1 protein-coding gene is annotated in these 252 nt (G+C 39.7%); it reads left to right on the top strand.

The window, feature by feature from the left end; genetic code table 11:
• Positions 1–252, top strand: a 252-nt coding sequence (locus AAEY88_RS14720) for a hypothetical protein (RefSeq protein ID WP_350563583.1), incomplete at both ends; no start/stop codon positions are given.

Below are 252 nucleotides of genomic sequence, written 5' to 3'. Positions count from 1 at the left end.
CAAAATACCTAGAAAAACAGCAACGACTGGACTCAATGCAATTATTCATGCATGCGACCGTAACGACAGCAGTGCGGCGATTATTGCGGTACAAGCCTACTTTAGCGAACGTTTAGGTAAATTGATGACTTTGGCTCAAATCAGCGGTTTATCAGAACAATTAGCGTTAGCAATGAATAAGCTACAAGCAGACAAATATAGCAATAAACCACAAGCGATTGATAAAAAATCGTTAATGGATGCCATTTTGGC

This window comes from Psychrobacter sp. CAL346-MNA-CIBAN-0220, assembly GCF_040309805.1.
In the GTDB taxonomy this organism is placed as follows: domain Bacteria; phylum Pseudomonadota; class Gammaproteobacteria; order Pseudomonadales; family Moraxellaceae; genus Psychrobacter.
This window is presented reverse-complemented; position numbering and strand designations above follow the sequence as displayed.